Here is a 14,448-nt window from a genome sequence, read left to right as displayed (position 1 = left end):
AATGTTATCAAACTCATTGAGCTTATTCGATTCCTTATGGCCCGCCTGTCCGATATCCGTGGTTCAGAGTTGGCAAGGTCAGGAACCATGGAAATCACAGGAGTGCTCGCCGCGATTCTCTCCAGCGCTTTTGGGGGCACCGCCGTTGGCGCAACGCGATATCTCGCGGGCACGCTCGATCCTCTCGTTATCGGTGCGGTCCGGTTCGGCGGCGGCTTTCTGGTTTTGGCCGCCGTAGCTCTCTGGCGACGAGACAGGTGGCCGCCGAAGAGCGACTGGCTCGGCACTGGTGCATTGGGTCTTCTGTTCTTCGGGCTGTTTCCGGTGCTCTTCAATGGAGCCCTTGTCTACACAACGGCCGCGCGAGGTGCGCTTGCGCTTTCGACACTGCCTCTGCTCACAATGCTTGCCGCGGCAGTTCTGAGGATCGAGCCGCCGACCATCCGCAAGATCGTCGGTGTCCTGATCGCAATGGCAGGGGTGGCCGTAGCGCTCGGCACGAGCCTGACGACTGCTCCCCCAGATGCCTGGCGCGGAGATCTTCTCATGGTCGCGGCCGCTTTCTGCATGGCGCTCTACAACGTCTGGTCGAGACCATTTCTATCCCGCACCGCGCCAATCCCGTTCGTGGCGTTTGGCATGGGCGTGGGCGCGGTCTGCCTATCGGTCCTGGTGGTTTCGAACGGAGGCTTCGCGCGACTTGCCACTCTCAGCGCACCTCAGTGGATCGCAAGCGCATATCTGGCCATAATTTGCGGCGCCTTCATTTTCTTCCTCTGGGCATTCGCGCTCGAGCGCGCGTCGCCGACACTGGTTGCCGTCTCCGTTGCGGTTAATCCGGTGACGGCATCGATCTTTGGTGTTGTCTTCCTGGGCGAACAGGTAAGCGCGAACCTGATTGTCGGGCTGGTGGCAGTCCTCGCAGGAATAGGCATCGCAACGGGAGCAGCCGAGCGGCTCAGCCTGTGGCCCGACGATCGGCAGTCACGTCGCCGGCTGCCTTGAGCGCTGACCAAGCAAAACGCGGAAACGAATCCAGGCGAATACAGCGATCATCCCTGTTGGCGCAGGGAATTGCTGCTGGCGTTGGCCAGGGTGATGGTCCAAGAAGGGATCACCGACACGTGATCGCCTCTTCATGTCCTCCATCCGCCCGATGATCCCGCTCCTTCTCGCCGCCGGCATTTTGCTCGGCGGCAATGGGCTGCAGAGCACGCTGATCGCGCTGCGCGGCGCGCAGGAAGGGTTTTCGGCTTCCGACATCGGCCTGATGGGCACCTTCTACTTCGCCGGCTTCCTGCTCGGCTGCCTGGCCATCACCCGCATCATGAAGGCGGTCGGCCATATCAGGGCATTTTCGGCGCTGGCGGCAATCGCCTCGGTCGGCACCTTGCTCCTGGTGCTGGTCATCGATCCGGTGATGTGGTGCGCGGTGCGCCTTGCCGGCGGCTTCTGCTTCGCCGGGCTGTTCACCATCGTCGAAAGCTGGCTGAATTCCGGCGTCGGCAATCACGACCGGGCACGCGTGCTGGCGATCTACCGGATGGTCGACATCGGTTCGGTGACATCAGCCCAGTTCCTGATCCCGGTCTTCGGCGCCGGCGGTTTCGCCATCTTCGCCATCATGTCGATGATGATCACCTTGTCACTGGTGCCGGTGTCGCTCGGCGACCGCTCCAACCCGGCACCACCCGATGAGGTCAAGCTCGACCTGGCGCGCGTCTGGCGAATTTCGCCGCTCGGCTGCTTCGGCTGCATCGCTGTCGGCGTCACCAACAGCGCCTTTCGCACCTTGTCGCCGGTTTATGCCGAGCAGATCGGCATGTCGGTCGCCGATGTCGTCACCTTCGTCAGCGTCGGCATTTTCGGCGGCGCCATCATCCAGTATCCGCTGGGTTACCTCTCCGACCGCTGGGACCGGCGCCGGGTGCTGCTGATGACGACGTGCTGCGCGATGTTCTCGGCGCTGGCGCTGGTGTTCATCGCCGGCAGCAATCCGGCGCTCAACTTCATCTTCATCTTCATCTTCGGCTGTTTCGCCATGCCGCTCTATTCGCTGTCGGCGGCGCATTCCAACGATCGCGCCGACACGGGCGAGTTCGTGCTGATCAACGCGGCGCTGATGCTGTTCTATTCCTTCGGCGCGATTGGCGGCCCGTTCGCCGCCTCGACCGCGATGCAATATTTCGGACCGGGCGCCCTGTTTGTATTCAGCGCGGTGGTCTATGCGATCTTCATCGCCGTCATCCTTTACCGCATGCAGGCCCGGTCTGGCGTGCCTGCAGGCAGGCGCGGCCGCTTCACCGCGCTCCTGCGCACTTCGACGGTTTTCGCGCGGCTGGCCAGGAGAAACGACGATTCCGATGGTCCGGGAACCTGATGATGGCGGTGCCAAAGCTTGACGAAAGCCCCGGCGGCTGAAATCTAGGAAGACCTTACTCCTGTCAAAAGCGATTTGATGAACGTCATCACCACCCAGAAAGAACTCGAGACCGTTCTCGCCGCTTTCGAAAAGTCGGATTTCGTCACCGTCGACACCGAATTCATTCGGGAAACGACCTTTTGGCCGATCCTGTGCCTGATCCAGATGGCCGCACCCGGCGTGACGGCGCTCATCGATCCCCTGTCGCCCGATATCGACCTGAAGCCGTTCTTCAGGCTGATGGCCAATGAAGCGGTGGTCAAAGTCTTCCACGCCGCGCGGCAGGACATCGAAATCATCGTCCACCTCGGCGATCTGGTTCCGCATCCGGTGTTCGACACGCAAGTGGCGGCGATGGTCTGCGGCTTCGGTGACAGTGTTTCCTACGATCAGCTCGTGCAGCGCATTACCGGCGCGCGGCTCGACAAGTCGTCGCGCTTCACCGACTGGCGCCACCGGCCGCTTTCCGACAAGCAACTCGACTACGCGCTGGCCGACGTCACGCATCTCATCGAGGTCTATCAGCACCTCAGCGCCGAATTGGAGCGGGAAAACCGCGCCCATTGGCTCAACGAGGAGATGGAGGTGCTGACCTCACGCGAAACCTATGATCCGCATCCCGAGGACGCCTGGAAGCGGCTGAAGATGCGGCTGCGCAAACCGCAGGAATTGGCGATCGTGCAGGGCGTTGCGGCGTGGCGTGAGCGCGAGGCGCGCGAACGCGACGTGCCGCGCGGCCGCGTGCTCAAGGACGACGCGATCTACGAGGTGGCGCAGCAGGCGCCGCGCGACACGGCAGCCCTCGGCAAGCTGCGCACGACACCGAAGGGCTGGGAGCGCTCGTCGACGGCAACGGCGCTGCTCGGCGCGGTCAACACCGCACTTGCCTTGCCCAAGGAGCAGATGCCGAAATTGCCGAAGAGTTTCCAGCCGCCCGAGGGCTCGAGCGCCGCGGCGGAACTGTTGAAGGTGCTGCTGCGGATCGTCGCCGAAAAGGAAGGCGTTGCCTCGAAGGTGCTGGCCTCCAGCGACGACATCGACCGTATCGCCGCCGAGGGCGAGGAGGCCGACGTACCGGCCCTGCAGGGTTGGCGGCGCGCGGTGTTCGGCGAGGCCGCGCTCAAGCTGGTGCGCGGCGAGATCGGCATCAAGTTCGACAAGCGCAAGATTGCGGTGTTCGATCTGTAGACGAGCATTCTTTCCTTCTCCCGCAAGCTGGGAGAAGGGAGAACTGTCTGCTCAAACCACGCCGAGCAGGTGCAGCGCGAACCAGATCCATCCCAGCAGGAGAATCACCGCACTGACGAAGAAGGACCGGCTGCGCAGCAGCAGATTGTTGCTGGTCAGGTGAACCCAGGCATGGAAATAGCGCGACGCGACGAAAATCCACATCAGCGCCAAGGTCAGATAGTTGACGCCGTTGGTCAGGTGCAGCGTCAGGCACAGCACATAGAACAGCACCGGCAGTTCGAACTGGTTGGTGAGATTGGCGGCAACGGTGACGCTGGAGGCCGGCTCGGTCGAACGCACCTTGAACTGACCGGGTTTCGCCTCGCCTGACCTGACTGCGCCGTATCTGCGGCGACCCAGCACGCAGTAGACGATGTAGATCAGCAGCACATGCGCGAGAACGGGCCAGAAGATCGTGGTCTGGTTCATCAAGTGCCCCCTGCCCGGTTGGGCTTCGCGTGCGGCATCAGGCCTGGCGTTTCTGGCCTGCCAGCCAGAAGGCCGCAATGACGATCACCGGTATGGCGAAAAGCGCGAATTTGGTGACGGTGAGCGCCGAGGCGAAAGACAGCGAGTCCGGGTTGGCCGACAGGAAATCGGACAGAAGCCGCGCCACCGCAAAGTTCTGAACGTAATGTGCAAGCGTGTAGGGAAGCACCAGGACCAACGCGAAAATCGACTGCAGCTGCGCCGGCAGCACGCGGAAAGCCTTCAATCGCCGGCCGGTGGCCAGGATGAGGCTGACCAGCGTGACCGACAACAGCGCCGGGAACAACAGATCGAAGGTCAGATAATGCCAGACGAGAATGATCTCGCCGCCGCGCCGGCCGAGCGCCGTCAGCCAGGCCATGCCTTCGTCCGGCGTAAACCCTAAAATGCGCATGTCGAGTGACGGCAAGCCGCCGCTCAACTGGCGGAAATAGAAGAATTCCAGAACCGTCATGGCGATGAAAACCACCACCGACAGGAAACAGAGCGCGCCTGCGTGGCGCGATAGCCGCAGGATCGTTGCCGTCAGGTTCCGCCCGAGCCCGTACTGGTCAGGCTCCGCCGGGATAGTTCGGGCTTTCGCGGGTAATCGTGACGTCATGGGCGTGGCTTTCACGAAGTCCGGCATTGGATATGCGCACAAAAGTGGCGCGCTCGCGGAAATCGGCAAGATCACGGCCACCAACATAACCCATAGCGGCTTTCAGCCCGCCTGCAAGCTGGTGCAACACCCCAGACACAGGTCCTTTGTAGGGAACCTGCCCCTCGATGCCTTCAGGGACCAGTTTCAGCGTGTCGCGCACCTCGGCCTGGAAGTAGCGATCGGCGGAGCCGCGGGCCATGGCGCCGACCGAGCCCATGCCGCGATACGCCTTGAAGGAGCGGCCCTGGTGCAGATAGACCTCGCCCGGGCTTTCGTCGGTCCCAGCCAGCAGCGAGCCGATCATGGCGGCACTGGCGCCGGCGGCGAGCGCCTTGGCGAGATCGCCGGAATATTTGATGCCGCCATCGGCGATCACCGAGACGCCGGATTTGTGCGCCGTATCGACCGCCGACATGATCGCCGAGAGCTGTGGCACGCCGACGCCGGCGACGATGCGGGTGGTGCAGATGGAGCCCGGACCGATGCCGACCTTGACGGCGTCGGCACCGGCGTCGATCAGCGCCTGCGTGCCCGCGGCGGTGGCGACGTTGCCGGCCAGGATGCGGACCGAGTTGGATAGTTTTTTCGCCCGCGTGACAGCGTCGAGCACGCGTTGCGAGTGGCCATGCGCGGTGTCGATCACCAGAAGGTCGACGCCGGCATCGATGAGGCGTTCGGCGCGCTCGAAACCGTCATCGCCAACGCTGGTGGCGGCGGCGGCACGCAAGCGGCCCTGCGAGTCCTTGCTGGCGTGCGGGTTGAGCTGGGACTTCTCGATGTCCTTGACGGTGATCAATCCGACGCAATTGCCCTGCCTGTCGACGACCACCAGCTTTTCGATCCTGTGCTGGTGCAGAAGCCTCTTGGCCTCGTCCTGGTCGACGTTCTCCTTGACCGTGATCAGGTTGTCACGGGTCATCAGTTCATGGACCTTCTGCGCCGGATCGGATGCAAAGCGCACGTCGCGATTGGTCAGGATACCGATCAGCCGTCCGATCTTGTGGCCGCCGCTGCCGCCGTTCTCGACCACCGGAATGCCCGAGATCGAATAGCTGCGCATCAGGCCCAGCGCGTCGGCGAGCGTCGCGTCGGGGCCAATGGTGACGGGATTGACCACCATGCCGGACTCGAATTTCTTGACCTGCCGCACCTGCTCGGCCTGTTCGGCGGGCGAGAAATTGCGGTGGATGACGCCAATGCCGCCGGCCTGGGCCATGGCAATGGCAAGCCGCGCCTCGGTGACGGTGTCCATCGCCGCCGAGAGGATCGGCACGTTGAGGTCGATGTCGCCGGCGATGCGGGTGCGGACGTCGGTTTCGCCAGGCATGACCTCGGAATGACCCGGCTGCAGCAGCACGTCGTCAAAGGTCAGCGCCAATGCGCCGGTGGACGTTTCGATGATTTTTGCCATAGCCAGTCCCTTGAATATAAAACGTGGTGGGGGAATACAAAAAAGCGCTGGACCGGAATGGACAGCGCCGACTCGTTTCTTCCCTTTCAGGATTGGCGCTGGCTGGTACCACGTCCAAGCGCCGATGAAAAGCCGATGATTTCACGCTCCCGGAAAGGTGACTTTTCGGCGAAGGGATGCGACCTGTGGTTGCCGGTCGCACAAAAGTGACAGCAAATTAATGCGACATGCCGGCGAAGGCATGGTAACCGCCCGCCTCAAGGCCGACATGCAACCGGCAACGCAACATTCAAGTCTGGACGCGTTCCTTGAACCGCACCATTCCGCTTATACTGGCGGTCGCCCTTTTCATGGAAAACATGGATTCGACCGTCATCGCGACATCGCTGCCGGCGATCGCCGTCGACATCCACACCAGCCCGATCGCGCTCAAGCTGGCGCTGACCGCCTATCTGGTATCGCTGGCGATCTTCATTCCGGTCAGCGGCTGGATGGCCGACCGCTTCGGCGCCAAGCACGTGTTTCGCGCCGCGATCGCCGTCTTCATCGTCGGGTCGATCGCTTGCGCCCTCTCCGGTTCGCTGCCGGCTTTCGTGGTGTCGCGCTTCCTGCAAGGCATCGGCGGCGCCATGATGACGCCGGTCGGGCGGCTGGTGCTGGTGCGCGCGACACCGAAAAGCGAACTCGTCGCGGCGATGTCCTGGCTGACCGTTCCGGCGCTGGTCGGACCGCTGGTGGGCCCGCCGGTCGGCGGCTTCATCACCACCTACTTCACCTGGCACTGGATTTTCCTGATCAATGTGCCGATCGGTCTGATCGGCATCTGGCTGGCGACGCGTTTCCTGCCGGAGACCGAACCCGCGCAGACCCCACCACTTGATTTCATCGGCTTCGTGCTGAGCGGGCTGGCGGCATCCGGCGTGGTGTTCGGCCTGTCGGTGGTCAGCTTGCCCTATCTGCCGCCAATCGTCGGTGTCCTCACCGTAGCGGTCGGCCTCGTATCGGGCGCGCTCTATCTGCTGCATGCGCGCCACGCCAAAAACCCGCTGCTGGCGCTCGAATTGTTCCGCAACCAGGTGTTCCGCTCCTCGGTGCTTGGCGGCGGGCTGTTCCGCATCGGCATTGGTGCTGTGCCGTTCCTGCTGCCGCTGATGTTCCAGATCGGCTTTGGGCTGACGCCGTTCCAGTCCGGCATGATCACCTTCGTCTCTGCAATCGGCGCAATCGGCATGAAATTCGTCACCGCGCTGATCTTCCGCGTCGCCGGCTTCCGCCGCGTTCTGGTTGTCGGTTCGCTGGTCGCTGCCGCCTCGATCGCCATCAACGGCCTGTTCACACCCGACACACCCTATCTCTTGATGCTGGCCATGCTGCTCGTCGGCGGCATCATCCGCTCGATGTTCTTCACTGGCGTCAATGCGCTCGCCTATGCCGAGGTTTCGGCTGAAGACACCAGCAAGGCGACGCCGATTACAGCGGTGTTCCAGCAGTTGTCGGTCGCGCTCGGCGTGGCGCTGGCCGGCGGAATCCTGGAAGTATCGACGTCAATCCATGGCGGCCCGCTGTCGCTGGACGACTTCCACATTGCCTTCTTCATCGTTGCAGCGGTCTCGGCGGCGGCATCGCTATCCTTCGTCCGGCTGGCGCCCGATGCCGGAAACGCCGTCTCGGGCCATGGCCAGCTGACCATGCCCAAGACGCTGGAAACGGTGAGCCCGCCCGGCAACTGATGCGGCTGGCTTTACGTTTCGTCGTCCTCCGGCCCTTCGCTATGGCTCTGGGCGCTCGAGTCCTTCGGAACGTCCACTGGACGTTCCGATCCGCCTGGCGGCGGCTCTCGCCCTTTAAAATCCTTGGCCAGCAAATAGAGCTCGACCGATTCATCCCGCGACGCCGGCGGCTTGACGTGATGCACGGAGCGGAAGTTCTTCTTGAGCATGGAGAGCAGTTCGTTTTCGGCGCCGCCCTGGAAGGTCTTGGCAAGGAAATGCCCGCCCGGCTTCAGCACCGACAGCGCGAAATCGGCTGCCACCTCGCACAGATGCATGGTGCGGATATGGTCGGTCCGCTTGTGGCCGGTGGTCGGTGCCGCCATGTCGGACAGCACGATATCGGGATCCCCGCCCAACGCCTCGGCCAGCTTTTGCGGCGCCAGCGGATCGAGGAAATCCATCAACAGCACCGGCGCGCCGGGCACGGCGTCCATTTCGAGATAATCGATACCGATGACATGCGGCTTGTCGGCCGTCGATTTCGTCCGCGCGGCCGCAACCTGGCACCAGCCGCCGGGGGCCGCACCAAGATCGATCACCTTCATGCCGGGTTTCAGCAGATGATGCTTGTCGTCGATCTCGATCAGCTTGTAGGCCGCGCGCGAGCGATAGCCGTCAGCCTTGGAGCGCTGGACATAGGGATCGTTGATGTGGCGCTGCAGCCAGCGGCGCGACGATTCCTTCAGCCCGCTCTTCTTCTTGATCCGCGTCTTCAGCACACGAATGCTGGCGGACCCTGGTTTTTCCGGTTTCTTCGTCATTGCTTATTTCTTCGGTTCGGGCTCACGCTCTGCCACGCCCATCGTTGCGCCAGACGCCATCATCGGCCATCAGTTCGCTCAAAATACCTTCGCGCAGGCCACGATCGGCGACTCGCAGCCGCTCGGACGGCCACACGGCGCGGATCGCTTCGAGGATAGCACAGCCGGCCAGCACCAGATCGGCGCGATCGGCACCGATGCAAGCGTTGGCGCAGCGCTGCTGGAAATCCCAGCCGACCAGTCTTTCGACCATGCGATCGACGCTGTCGCGGTCCATCCACAGCCCGTCGACACGGCGGCGATCATAGCGCTCGAGCTCAAGGTGGACACCGGCCAGCGTCGTCACAGTGCCTGACGTACCCAGCAGATGGAAATTCGGGCTGGCCTTGAGATGGCTCAGCCGATCGCGACCGTCGAAGCTGGCCAGCCGGCCGGCAACGTCGTCGACCATGGCGGCAAAGATCTCGCGCGTCACCGTGCGACCGCCAAAGCGCTCGGCCAGCGAGACGACGCCGACCGGCAGCGACGTCCACGACACGATATGATGGGCCAGCCTTGGCGAACGGCGGCCGGCGAGATCGATGAGCGCGATTTCCGACGAACCTCCGCCAATATCGAACAGGACGACGCCTTGGGTGTCGCGCTCGACCAGCGAGCCGCAGCCGGACACCGCCAGCCGCGCCTCGGTCTGGCGGTCGATGATCTCAAGCTTCAGGCCGGCCTCGCGTTCGACACGGTCGATGAACTCGACGCCGTTTTCGGCCGTGCGGCAGGCCTCGGTGGCGATCAGCCGGGCTTTTCTGATCTTGCGGTTGCGCAATTTGTCGCCGCAGATTTTCAGCGCCTCGACCGCGCGGTCCATCGCCGGCTGGCCGAGCCGGCCATTGGCGGTGAGCCCCTCGCCCAGCCGGACGATGCGAGAAAAAGCGTCGATGACGCGGAACTGGCCATGCCGCGTCGGCACCGCCACCAGCAGCCGGCAATTGTTGGTGCCGAGGTCAAGCGCCGCAAACACCGGAAGCTCCTGGACCGGCGGCCGACGGGCGCTCTGTTCCGGCCGTGGCACTACAGCGGCGGGCGAGACCACCGATTCCGCCGGTCTGTGGGACTCCGCCGCCGGGACACCGGCTTTGCCCGGCGCCGGCGATCGATTCTCCGTGGGACGTGCCTCGTCGCGCGCAAAAACCTTGCGCCCGCGCCTTCGCTTGCGCCGCTTCTTGGGCTTGCCTTTGTGGGGTGCGTCGCCCGCCTGCCCGTCCGCGGAGCGGAGCTCCGTCGGGCGACGTTGCTGCCAGCTTGCGTTCCCCGGGCCAGCCGACCGCTGGGAAGCGCTGGACACGCCCACCTCCGGCGCGCCGGCGCCGGTGTCGTGGTCTTCCACTGTCGTTCCTTCCGGCGCCGCGCGAACCTATGATGGACGCAGCAGGCGCTTCAGTGTTTTAAGTTGCCGCCAGACTAACAGCGCCGCGCCCGATCACCAAGAGCCGCGTGCCGAATTTTGCCGGCAGGCCGCAAACCGCCGTTCCGGTGCGGCCGCGTATGAACCCGCACGCCGCAGATGCCGGCGCTACGCCTGCCGGCATCTCTTTCGGCCGCTCACGACGGACAAATCTTGCCGGCCGCCGCTGCGACAAGGGTTCGCGGTTGAATAGCCGGCTTCGATGAGGCATTTCTGAAATGAGCGGAAGAATCCGGCAAGCCGGCCTCCCACCAGCCACGGAAAAGGAAGCGGACCCGCAACGCATGGCAGTCAGGCAATGAATTGGCAGGCAATGAACTGGAGACGCTATTTCTGGCCGGTTGTCGGCATCGCCGCCGTGATCTTCTCGCTGCTGCTGCTCTGGCACGAACTGCGCGGCGTTTCACTCGACGACGTCTGGGACGGTATCACGGCCATTCCGACCCGGGGTTGGGTCCTTGCCGCGCTGTGTTCGGTCATCGCCTATGCCTCGCTTGCCGGCTACGACCACATCGCGCTCCTGCATATCGGCAAGCGCGTGTCGTGGCTGTTCGTCACGCTGTGCTCCTTCACGACCTATGCGCTGTCGCACAACATTGGCGGTTCGGTGTTTTCGGGCGCCGTCATCCGCTATCGCGCCTACGGTACCAGGGGCCTGACCGGACAGGATGTCGGCGTGCTGGTGGCGGTCTGCTGGATCACCTTCGTGCTGTCGACGATTCTCGCCTCGGGCCTCGTTCTGGTGTTCGAGCCAGAGGTACTCGACCGGTTTTCCGGCATCGCCCATCATGGCCTGTCGGAAGCGGCCGGTATCGCGATGCTGCTGCTCGTCGCCGCCTATGTCTTCGGCAGCTGGCTGCATCTGCGCCCGCTGAAGATCGCCAGCTTTCAGCTCCACTATCCGGCGCTGCCGATCGTCGCCCGGCAGTTGCTGATCGGCCCGATCGAACTGCTGGCCGCCGCCGCGATCATCTTCTTTGCCCTGCCAGCAGCCCACAATCCCGGTTATTTCGTCATTCTCGGCGTCTTCCTCGTCTCCTTCTCGATCGCACAGATCTCGCATGCGCCGGGCGGGCTCGGCGTGTTCGAGGTGGTGTTTCTCGCCGGCCTGTCGGACATGGATCCGGTCGGCGTGCTGGCGGCGCTGCTGGTGTTCCGGCTGTTCTACCTGATCATCCCGCTGATTTTGGGCCTGGGCGTCGTGCTGTTCTTCGAACGCTCACAGTTCGGCCGGACAGAGCCTTGAGGCATGGGATTGGACTGGGAGCCGCGCGCCTGCATCTGAAGTGTGGTGTCTGAAATCACCTGACGAAACCTGCCATTGAACCACAGAGCAGGCTTGACTATTTTCCGCTGGCGGCTACAAGGCAGCGCTCACAGCGGCTTGCCCGCTCGGCCCGCACGGTTCATGACCGCGCCTGCTGGGGAATAGGTTAACGGTAGACCCACGGACTCTGACTCCGTTAGTCCTGGTTCGAATCCAGGTTCCCCAGCCAAAATCCCACAAGCAAACCGATGATTTAGCACGCCAATTTGGCATCGTTTTCATCTGCATCGCTATGTCAGTTACGCACAGTACCGGGCTTTTACGGGCGCTACCCGCAGTTGCCCGCAATTGAGCCGGTCGAGATTCCCGGAGCGAAAAAGATCGTTGCCGCCGGCGCGTGCTACTCGCTAAGCTTCATGAAGGTTCCAGCACAATGCCGCGTCATGCTCACTGACAGCCAGTACATTTTCGAAAGCATCAAGGACGGCTGCTTGACGCTCTCCGATGACGAGTTCGTCATCGACAGGCTGGTGAAGTATTTCGGCAATGGGAGGATCCGATGGCATGTCGAATTCCGTGGGCATCGCGTCGAGCTGACGACAGGCCAGCTCAAGAAGCAGCCGACCTTCCGCAGGAAGATACTCGAACAGGCTGGGGTGCTGCCGCCCCAGCGTGCCGGAACCGACTACAGGCGATGGGCACTCGATCTGAGGAAGAATGCCATCGAGCTTCCGTGGCGGGATAGGCCGGTGGACGTCGGTTTCGCCATCGACAGGCTGACCAGCCATGGCGATGAGCGCTGGACGGTCGAATACCAGGGCAAGGCCATCAAATTCACGACGACCAAACTCCGCAGGCAGGTGAGTTTCCGCAAACGCATGCTGGCCAAGGCCAAGGTGTTGCCGCCTCAGTTGGACCCGGCTGCCTATCGGAAGTGGATGGACTGGCTCATTCAAAACGCCACTGACCCGCAGCCCGGCGATGTCTTGATGACGGAAAAAAGTTGGCTCGACGACCTGCCAGAGCTAGCCGGCTGGCAAAAATGAAGCGCCGCTTAAGGACCAGCTAGCAGTGGTGGCAATATCTAGAACAACAGCCCAAACTTGAATGGAAGACATGGACCGCTTCGACCTCGGCACCTACCGCCGCCCCATCTCCACTCGCTCGGCAGAAACCCAGGGTTGGTTCGATATCGGCCTCAACTGGTGCTACGGCTTCAACCATGAGGAAGGCATCAAGTGTTTTCAGAAGGCGCTGGAGACGGATCCTCACTGCCCGATGATCCATTGGGGCATCGCCTATGCCGCCGGCCCTTTCTACAATCTGACCTGGAAAGAGCATGGCGCGGCCGAGGCCGACAGCGCGACCAGGCGCTGCTTCGAGCATGTCCAGCTGGCGCGTGCCAATACGGCTTCCGCCAGTGAGGTCGAGAAGCGGCTGATCGAGGCGCTGGCCGCCCGCTTTCAGAAGCCGCATCGGGTGCCACTGCCGGAATTCGAGCAGTGGGATGACGCCTACGCCGCCGAGATGCGCCGAGTATACAGGGACTTTCCCGACGACCATGATGTGATGGCACTGCTGGTCGAAGCGCTGATGATGCGCACGGTGCGGCGGCTGTGGAACCTCAAGACCGGCGCGCCGGCGCCGAATTCCGATGTCGTCGAGGCGCTCGATGTCTGCGAGCGGTCGATCCGGCTTGCCGATGAAGCCGGCGCGGCACAACATCCGGCGATCGTCCACCTGCACATTCATCTCCTGGAAATGTCCACCATGCCGGAGCGCGGCATGCGCTCGGCGGATCTGCTCGGCGAGATGTGCCCCGATGCCGGACATATGAACCACATGCCGGGGCACATCTATGTGCTGTGCGGCGAGTATGAGAAAGCCAAACGTGCCAGCGAAAAGGCGGTGCGCGCCAACGACCTCTATCTGGCCTATGCGGACGAGCCGACCTACTACTTGCTGGGCTGCTGCCACGATCTGCACCTGATGATGTTTACCTGCATGTTGTCGGGCCAGTACCAGCCTGCACTGTGGGCCGCCGACAGAGTGCGCAGCCTGGTCGCGCGCGACGTGGTCGCCATCCAGGGCCGGCCCAAACTCACGCAGACGGTGGAAGGCTACCATGCGATGAAATCGCATGTGCAAGTGCGCTTCGGCCGCTGGCAGGAGATCATCGACGAACCGGTGACCGACGATCCGGGCCTCTATGTGCTGACGGCGGCCATGCAGCACTACGCCAAGGGTGTGGCGCATGCGACGCTGGGGAATTTCGCTGAAGCCGAGCGCGAGCGCGAAGAATTCCATCGGCATCTGAAAGGCATTGCGCCCGAGCGGCGCTTCCTCAGCAACCCGGCGCAGGCTTCGCTGGCTGTCGGTGTCGCTCTGCTCGACGGCGAGCTGGCGTACCACCAGGGCCGGCATGACGAGGCCTATGGCCATTTGCGGCAGGCGGTCGAGCTTGACGACAATTTGTCCTACACCGAACCGTGGGCCTGGATGCACCCGCCGCGCCATGCGCTGGCGGCGCTGCTTCTCGACCAGAGCCACGCGCAAGAAGCAGAACAGGTCTATCGCGACGACCTGGGCCTGAGCGGCAAGGTGCAGCGCTGCGCCCAACATCCGAACAATGTCTGGGCATTGCACGGGCTGGTGGAATGCCTGAAACGGCGCGGCGAGACTGATGAATTGTCGATACTGCAGACAAGCCTTGCCGCGGCGATGGCCAAGGCGGATGTGCCGATCACCTCGTCCTGCCTGTGCAGGACGAGCGCGCAGCAAGGCTGCTGTCACTGACGCGAAGTCAGCCTGCCGCCACTGTTGCGGCCGATCGGCTCGCCAAACAATTGTCGGCCGATCGTCGTTGGCGGTGGAAATCTCGCCGCCCGGTCGTGTCACCTGCCGATCGGCCAAGGCTCCATGCCGCGTCGTTCCACGCCTTCCTCGATCAGCACCGAGCAGTCTATCTCATCGTGAAGTTGGGCGTTTGGGTCA

General features: G+C 63.1%; 12 protein-coding genes and 1 tRNA gene. 8 read left to right on the top strand and 5 right to left on the bottom strand.

Annotated elements, in window-relative coordinates; all coding sequences use genetic code 11:
- The first annotated feature begins 36 nt into the window (after positions 1-36).
- From NKJ00_RS11300 to rnd, 3 genes are all read left to right on the top strand, one after another.
- The gene (locus NKJ00_RS11300) at positions 37-1,005 is read left to right on the top strand and encodes a DMT family transporter (protein WP_352629772.1); all 969 of its coding nucleotides are present in this window, start codon (positions 37-39) and stop codon (positions 1,003-1,005) included.
- 133 nt (positions 1,006-1,138) lie between these two features.
- Positions 1,139-2,380 (top strand): MFS transporter, encoded by a 1,242-nt coding sequence (locus tag NKJ00_RS11295; RefSeq protein WP_352611682.1) that lies wholly within the window; start codon positions 1,139-1,141, stop codon positions 2,378-2,380.
- 78 nt (positions 2,381-2,458) lie between these two features.
- Entirely contained in the window at positions 2,459-3,610 is a 1,152-nt protein-coding gene (rnd, locus tag NKJ00_RS11290; protein WP_023810193.1) for a ribonuclease D, read from the top strand.
- Positions 3,611-3,661: 51 nt separating this feature from the next.
- Here the strand turns inward: rnd and NKJ00_RS11285 are convergent, their stop codons facing one another.
- From NKJ00_RS11285 to guaB, 3 genes are read right to left on the bottom strand one after another with little or no spacing between them, the layout of a single operon-like run.
- Complete coding sequence (locus NKJ00_RS11285) at positions 3,662-4,081, bottom strand: MAPEG family protein (RefSeq protein WP_352629770.1); 420 nt, start codon at positions 4,079-4,081, stop codon at positions 3,662-3,664.
- A 37-nt stretch (positions 4,082-4,118) separates the two neighbouring features.
- Positions 4,119-4,742, bottom strand: a complete 624-nt coding sequence (locus NKJ00_RS11280) for a hypothetical protein (RefSeq protein WP_352629768.1) — start codon at positions 4,740-4,742, stop codon at positions 4,119-4,121.
- Positions 4,693-6,195, bottom strand: coding sequence for an IMP dehydrogenase (gene guaB / locus NKJ00_RS11275; protein WP_352629766.1), 1,503 nt, complete (start codon positions 6,193-6,195; stop codon positions 4,693-4,695). The genes NKJ00_RS11280 and guaB overlap by 50 nt, the downstream gene beginning before the upstream one ends.
- Positions 6,196-6,503: 308 nt before the next feature.
- Here guaB and NKJ00_RS11270 point away from each other — a divergent pair, with 308 nt between their 5' ends.
- Positions 6,504-7,925 (top strand): MFS transporter, encoded by a 1,422-nt coding sequence (locus NKJ00_RS11270; protein WP_352629764.1) that lies wholly within the window; start codon positions 6,504-6,506, stop codon positions 7,923-7,925.
- Positions 7,926-7,936: 11 nt separating this feature from the next.
- Here the strand turns inward: NKJ00_RS11270 and NKJ00_RS11265 are convergent, their stop codons facing one another.
- Together NKJ00_RS11265 and NKJ00_RS11260 are read right to left on the bottom strand one after the other, a co-directional pair.
- On the bottom strand, positions 7,937-8,728 hold the full coding sequence (locus tag NKJ00_RS11265) for an RlmE family RNA methyltransferase (protein WP_352629762.1): 792 nt from the start codon (positions 8,726-8,728) through the stop codon (positions 7,937-7,939).
- 22 nt (positions 8,729-8,750) lie between these two features.
- Positions 8,751-10,109, bottom strand: a complete 1,359-nt coding sequence (locus NKJ00_RS11260; protein ID WP_352629760.1) for a Ppx/GppA phosphatase family protein — start codon at positions 10,107-10,109, stop codon at positions 8,751-8,753.
- Positions 10,110-10,500: 391 nt separating this feature from the next.
- Here NKJ00_RS11260 and NKJ00_RS11255 point away from each other — a divergent pair, with 391 nt between their 5' ends.
- The 4 genes from NKJ00_RS11255 (at position 10,501) to NKJ00_RS11240 (ending at position 14,250) form a co-directional block, all read left to right on the top strand.
- Entirely contained in the window at positions 10,501-11,433 is a 933-nt protein-coding gene (locus NKJ00_RS11255) for a lysylphosphatidylglycerol synthase domain-containing protein (RefSeq protein WP_352629758.1), read from the top strand.
- A 176-nt stretch (positions 11,434-11,609) separates the two neighbouring features.
- Positions 11,610-11,683 (top strand) — tRNA-Gln (locus NKJ00_RS11250).
- A gap of 214 nt (positions 11,684-11,897) precedes the next feature.
- Complete coding sequence (locus NKJ00_RS11245) at positions 11,898-12,500, top strand: hypothetical protein (protein WP_352629820.1); 603 nt, start codon at positions 11,898-11,900, stop codon at positions 12,498-12,500.
- Positions 12,501-12,570: 70 nt separating this feature from the next.
- Positions 12,571-14,250: a hypothetical protein gene (locus NKJ00_RS11240; protein WP_352629756.1), complete on the top strand. Its 1,680-nt coding sequence runs from the start codon at positions 12,571-12,573 to the stop codon at positions 14,248-14,250.
- Positions 14,251-14,448: the final 198 nt, after the last annotated feature.

The sequence above is a fragment of the Mesorhizobium sp. M0227 genome, assembly GCF_040321855.1.
In the GTDB taxonomy this organism is placed as follows: Bacteria; Pseudomonadota; Alphaproteobacteria; order Rhizobiales; family Rhizobiaceae; genus Mesorhizobium.
The sequence above is the reverse complement of the archived record's forward strand: the minus strand, read 5'-3'. Positions and strand labels throughout refer to the sequence as shown.

Excerpts from the sequence above, each read along its gene's own strand:
- NKJ00_RS11300 (WP_352629772.1), top strand. The coding sequence starts at position 37 with ATGGCCCGCCTGTCCGATATCCGTGGTTCAGAGTTGGCAAGGTCAGGA.
- NKJ00_RS11295 (WP_352611682.1), top strand. The coding sequence starts at position 1,139 with ATGTCCTCCATCCGCCCGATGATCCCGCTCCTTCTCGCCGCCGGCATT.
- rnd (WP_023810193.1), top strand. The coding sequence starts at position 2,459 with ATGAACGTCATCACCACCCAGAAAGAACTCGAGACCGTTCTCGCCGCT.
- NKJ00_RS11285 (WP_352629770.1), bottom strand. The coding sequence starts at position 4,081 with ATGAACCAGACCACGATCTTCTGGCCCGTTCTCGCGCATGTGCTGCTG.
- NKJ00_RS11280 (WP_352629768.1), bottom strand. The coding sequence starts at position 4,742 with ATGACGTCACGATTACCCGCGAAAGCCCGAACTATCCCGGCGGAGCCT.
- guaB (WP_352629766.1), bottom strand. The coding sequence starts at position 6,195 with ATGGCAAAAATCATCGAAACGTCCACCGGCGCATTGGCGCTGACCTTT.
- NKJ00_RS11265 (WP_352629762.1), bottom strand. The coding sequence starts at position 8,728 with ATGACGAAGAAACCGGAAAAACCAGGGTCCGCCAGCATTCGTGTGCTG.
- NKJ00_RS11255 (WP_352629758.1), top strand. The coding sequence starts at position 10,501 with ATGAACTGGAGACGCTATTTCTGGCCGGTTGTCGGCATCGCCGCCGTG.
- NKJ00_RS11245 (WP_352629820.1), top strand. The coding sequence starts at position 11,898 with ATGCTCACTGACAGCCAGTACATTTTCGAAAGCATCAAGGACGGCTGC.
- NKJ00_RS11240 (WP_352629756.1), top strand. The coding sequence starts at position 12,571 with ATGGACCGCTTCGACCTCGGCACCTACCGCCGCCCCATCTCCACTCGC.